The organism is Methylobacterium sp. WL64, from assembly GCF_008039945.1.
In the GTDB taxonomy this organism is placed as follows: Bacteria; Pseudomonadota; Alphaproteobacteria; order Rhizobiales; family Beijerinckiaceae; genus Methylobacterium.
Genome location: NZ_VRVA01000211.1, coordinates 1 through 4,873 on the forward strand (window position 1 = coordinate 1; position 4,873 = coordinate 4,873).

Genomic DNA, 4,873 nt, shown 5'->3' on the forward strand with positions numbered 1-4,873 from the left:
CCATCCCGAGGCGGCGCGCCAGCCCGAGCTGGTAGGGCCGGATCGTGCTCTTGCCCGAAGCCGAGGCGCCCTTGACGTTCATCACCACCGGGTGGGCCTGCGGAGCGAGCCGCCGGTAGCCGCGATCCTCGACGACCCGCCGGCCCCGGCCGCGCCGGAGCCCGGATGGCTCGACCGGCTGCTCGGGCGCCGCCCGCCGCCGCCGAGGACACCGCCCCGCCAGGATCCGGCCACCCGGGCGCTCAACCATCTCGAAGCCTGGCAAAGCCGGGCGATGCTGGCCGGAGACGGACTGGAGATCGCCGCCTGCGAGGCCCTGCGCAGCGTCGTCTCCGGCATCCTGGCCCGGCAGAACACGCTGATCCGCGATCCCGCCCTGCTGCGCGGCATCGTCGGGACCCTGGTCTCGAACGGCTACGGCAGCCGCCGCATCGGCGAGCTGATCGAGCCCTGGATCGCCGCCGTCGTCGAGGCCCGCGGCTACCGGCGGCTCGCTCCGCAGGCCCACCCGGTGGTGATGAACGTCAAGGGCGCCTCGGCTTCGGGCAAGAGCACGATCCGGCCCTACCAGCTCGGGCTGGCGCGCCGCCTCGGGATGGCGTGGTCCGACTTCGCGGTTATCACGCCGGACGTCTGGCGCAAGTTCCTGCTCGACTACGACAGCCTCGGACCGGCAACCCGGTATGCCGGCACGCTCACCGGCTACGAGGTCGAGATGATCGACATGAAGCTCGACCGCTACGTCACCCGCAAGGCGGCCGAGCGGCGGATCTCGAACCTGCTGATCGACCGCTTCCGGTTCGACAGCTTCCAGGCCGAGGCCGGCTCGGATGGCGGCGGCCAGCTGCTCACCCGATTCGGCGAGCGGGTCTACATGCAATTCATGGTCACGCCGCCGGCCGACACGGTGGAGCGCGCCTACAAACGCGGCGAGCAGTTCGGCCGGTTCAAGGCGGTCGAGGACCTGCTGGCCCACAACGTCGAGGCTTATACCGGCATGCCGCGCTTGTTCTTCAACTGGGCGCTCGCCCGGGACAAGCAGGTCGTCTGCGAGTTTCTGGACAACAGCGTGCCGCAGGGCGAGCGCCCCCGCACCATCGCGTTCGGGGCCGGTGGCGTCCTGAACATCCTCGACGTGAAGGGGCTGATCGACGTCGAGCGCTTCCGCAAGGTCGACATCTTCGCGCGCGCCCCGGACGCGGTGTTTCGCGGGGTGGATCTGGCAGCCGGCGCCAACACGCGCTTCCTGCGCGACTGCCTGCGCAGGATGGACGCGGTCCGGTTCGCCCGCGCCGAGACCGGTCGCGTGTTCCTGCGCCTCGACCGCGGCCGGGTCACCGGCCTGGATCGCCAGGCCCTTGCGGACGCCGACGGCGATCCCGACTGGGACGCGGCCCGGGCGGTGATCGGGATCCCCGAGGATCAATCCGGGATTCCGGAACTGGACGAGACGCTGGTCCCGGCGGACGAGCCGACGCTCGGCAGTTGGGGTCCCACGCCGGCCTGATGTCGATGGAACAATATTTCCGAGACTGACAGCGAGCCGAAGCCTTCACGGTCTGGTATATTGCATGCCTGGGCCGAATATGCATGATTGAGCCGGCACGAGACAGACGCGCCGGCTCAAGGACGCGCCGCCCACGAGAGAGGCTCAGGGATGGAACGCCAGGATTCGCCGTCGGCGAAATGGTGGCAGCTCGCCTTCGGCGTGATCTGCATGGCCATGATCGCCAACCTGCAATACGGCTGGACGCTCTTCGTCGATCCCATCGACCAACGCTACCATTGGGGGCGGGCGGCGATCCAGCTCGCCTTCACGTTGTTCGTCGCCACCGAGACCTGGCTGGTGCCCGTGGAGGCCTGGTTCGTGGATCGCTACGGTCCGAGCCTCGTGGTCGCCTTCGGGGGCGTCATGATCGCCCTGGCCTGGACCATCGACGCCTACGCCGACAGCCTGGCGCTGCTCTACCTGGGCGCGGTGGTTGGCGGAATCGGCGCCGGCTCGGTCTACGGCACCTGCGTGGGCAACGCGCTGAAGTGGTTTCCGCATCGCCGCGGCCTGGCTGCCGGCGCCACCGCGGCCGGGTTCGGCGCGGGTGCGGCGATCACGGTCGTGCCGATCGCCCGGATGATCGCCACGAGCGGATACCAGGACGCGTTCCTGTATTTCGGGATCGGCCAGGGTGCGATCGTGCTCGCCCTCGCCTTCCTGCTGCGTAAGCCCGTCTCCGCCGCCCCGATCCAGCGCAAGAGCCTGCGCCTGCCGCAGACGAAGGTCGACCGCAGCCCCCGCGAGGCGGTGCGCACGCCGGTCTTCTGGGTGATGTACGCGATGTTCGTCATGGTCGCCTCGGGCGGCCTGATGGCGGCGGCGCAGATCGCCCCGATCGCCCAGGACTTCCACGTGGCCGGCGTCCCGGTGAGCCTGTTCGGCCTCCAGATGGCGGCGCTGACCCTGGCGATCTCCCTGGACCGGATCTTCGACGGCTTCGGCCGGCCGTTCTTCGGCTACGTCTCCGACCATATCGGCCGCGAGAACACGATGTTCATCGCCTTCTCGACGGCGGCGCTCGCGGTGATCGTGCTCCTCACCTACGGCCACCACCCGATGGTGTTCGTGTTCGCCACCGCGGTCTATTTCGGGGTGTTCGGCGAGATCTACTCGCTGTTCCCGGCGACCTGCGGGGATACGTTCGGATCGAAATACGCCGCCAGCAATGCCGGCCTGCTCTACACCGCCAAGGGCACCGCGGCGTTCCTGGTGCCGTTCGCCAGCCTCCTGTCGGCGGCCTACGGCTGGTCGGCGGTGTTCTCGCTGATCATCGGGCTCAACGTCGCCGCCGCCGCGCTCGCGATCTTCCTGCTGCGGCCGCTGCGCGCCCGCTACCTCGCCGAGGCCGAGCATCCTGCGGCGCTCGCCGTCCAGCCGATCCGGGTGGTCTGAGCCACCCCGATACCCGCGACACACCGATGGCCCGGAGCCTGCACCGGGTCGGAACGCCAGAACCGAAGCCGAATTTCCGGGAGACACCGCGATGACCGCACTGGCAAAGATCGTCCACACCGCCCCCGAGATCGAGGCCGAGCCGGATCTCACCGACGGCTTCCACCTCGTCATCGACGCGCTCAAGCTCAACGGCATCGAGACGATCTACGGCGTCCCGGGCATCCCGATCACCGATCTCGGCCGCATGGCCCAGGCCGCGGGGATGCGGGTCGTGTCGTTCCGGCACGAGCAGCATGCGGGCAACGCCGCCGCGATCGCGGGCTTCCTCACCCAGAAGCCGGGCATCTGCCTCACGGTTTCGGCACCGGGCTTCCTGAACGGCCTCACGGCGCTGGCCAACGCCACCACCAATTGCTTCCCGATGATCCTGATCTCGGGCTCCTCTGAGCGCGAGATCGTCGATCTTCAGCAGGGCGACTACGAGGAGATGGACCAGCTCGCCATCGCCAAGCCCCTGTGCAAGGCGGCCTTCCGGGTGCTGCATGCTGCCGATATCGGCATCGGCGTCGCCCGGGCAATCCGTGCGGCCTGCTCGGGGAGGCCCGGCGGCGTCTATCTCGACCTGCCGGCCAAGCTGTTCTCGCAGGTGATGGAGGCCGAGGCCGGCCGGAAATCGCTGGTGAAGGTGATCGATCCGGCTCCGGCCCAGCGCCCTGCCCCCGACGCCATCGCCCGGGCGCTCGACGTGCTGAAAAATGCCCGCCGTCCGCTGATTGTGCTCGGCAAGGGCGCCGCCTACGCCCAGGCCGACGACGCGATCCGCAGCCTCGTGGAGACCAGCGGCATCCCGTACGTGCCGATGAGCATGGCCAAGGGCCTGTTACCCGACACGCACCCGCTCTCGGCCGGCGCCGCACGCTCGACGGCGCTGAAGGATTCGGACGTGGTGCTGCTGATCGGCGCCCGGCTGAACTGGCTGCTGTCGCACGGCAAGGGCAAGAGCTGGGGCGAGCCGGGCTCGACCAAGTTCATCCAGATCGACATCGAGCCGCGCGAGATGGATTCGAACGTCGAAATCGTGGCGCCCGTGGTCGGCGACATCGCGTCCTGCGTGCAGGCGCTGCTGGACGGCATGGGCCAGGGCTGGCAGCAGCCCCCGGCCGACTGGATCGACACGCTGAAGGCGAAGCGCGAGGCGAACATCGCCAAGATGGCGCCCAAGCTCATGAGCAACGCCTCGCCCATGACCTTCCATGCCGCGCTCGGCGCCCTGCGGACCATCGTGAAGGAGCGGCCGGACGCGATCCTGGTCAACGAAGGCGCCAACACCCTCGACCTCGCCCGGGGCATCATCGACATGTACCAGCCGCGCAAGCGCCTGGATGTCGGCACCTGGGGCATCATGGGCATCGGCATGGGCTTCGCCGTCGCCGCCGCGATCGAGACCGGAAAGCCGGTCCTGTGCGTGGAGGGCGACAGCGCCTTCGGCTTCTCCGGCATGGAGGTCGAGACGGTCTGCCGGTACGGGCTGCCGATCTGCATCGTTGTGTTCAACAACAACGGCATCTACCGCGGCACCGATTCAGACCCGACCGGGCGCGACCCGGCCACCACGGTGTTCGTCAAGGATTCCCGCTACGACAAGATGATGGAGGCGTTCGGCGGCGACGGCTATCACGTCACCTCGCCGGACGAGCTGACCCGTGCGGTCAACGCCGCGATGGATTCCGGGCGGCCCTCGCTCATCAACGCCGTGATCGACCCGGCCGCCGGCAGCGAGAGCGGCAACATCGGCAGCCTCAACCCGCAGAGCGGGATCAAGAAGAAGGCGGTGTGAGGTCGGCCGGACAAAACCCGTCTTGAGGACCCGCGGGCTCCCTCCCCCCTCTGCGGGGGAGGGTGGGCCGGCCGTCAGGCCGGGTCGGG

At 69.1% G+C, this 4,873-nt stretch carries 3 protein-coding genes and 1 pseudogene; 3 read left to right on the forward strand and 1 reads right to left on the reverse strand.

The genetic code is table 11. The annotated features are described in order from the left end of the window. A pseudogene (locus FV242_RS35960) lies at nt 1-250 on the reverse strand (hypothetical protein); the annotation flags it as partial. 24 nt (nt 251-274) lie between these two features. Here FV242_RS35960 and FV242_RS32610 point away from each other — a divergent pair. From FV242_RS32610 to oxc, 3 genes are all read left to right on the forward strand, one after another. Beyond that, nucleotides 275-1,507, forward strand: coding sequence for a zeta toxin family protein (locus FV242_RS32610; protein WP_246692995.1), 1,233 nt, complete (start codon nt 275-277; stop codon nt 1,505-1,507). 150 nt (nt 1,508-1,657) lie between these two features. Then, nucleotides 1,658-2,944, forward strand: coding sequence for an oxalate/formate MFS antiporter (gene oxlT / locus FV242_RS32615; RefSeq protein ID WP_147909848.1), 1,287 nt, complete (start codon nt 1,658-1,660; stop codon nt 2,942-2,944). Nucleotides 2,945-3,035: 91 nt separating this feature from the next. Next, nucleotides 3,036-4,784, forward strand: coding sequence for an oxalyl-CoA decarboxylase (oxc, locus tag FV242_RS32620; RefSeq protein WP_147941829.1), 1,749 nt, complete (start codon nt 3,036-3,038; stop codon nt 4,782-4,784). The last annotated feature ends 89 nt before the right edge of the window (nt 4,785-4,873 follow it).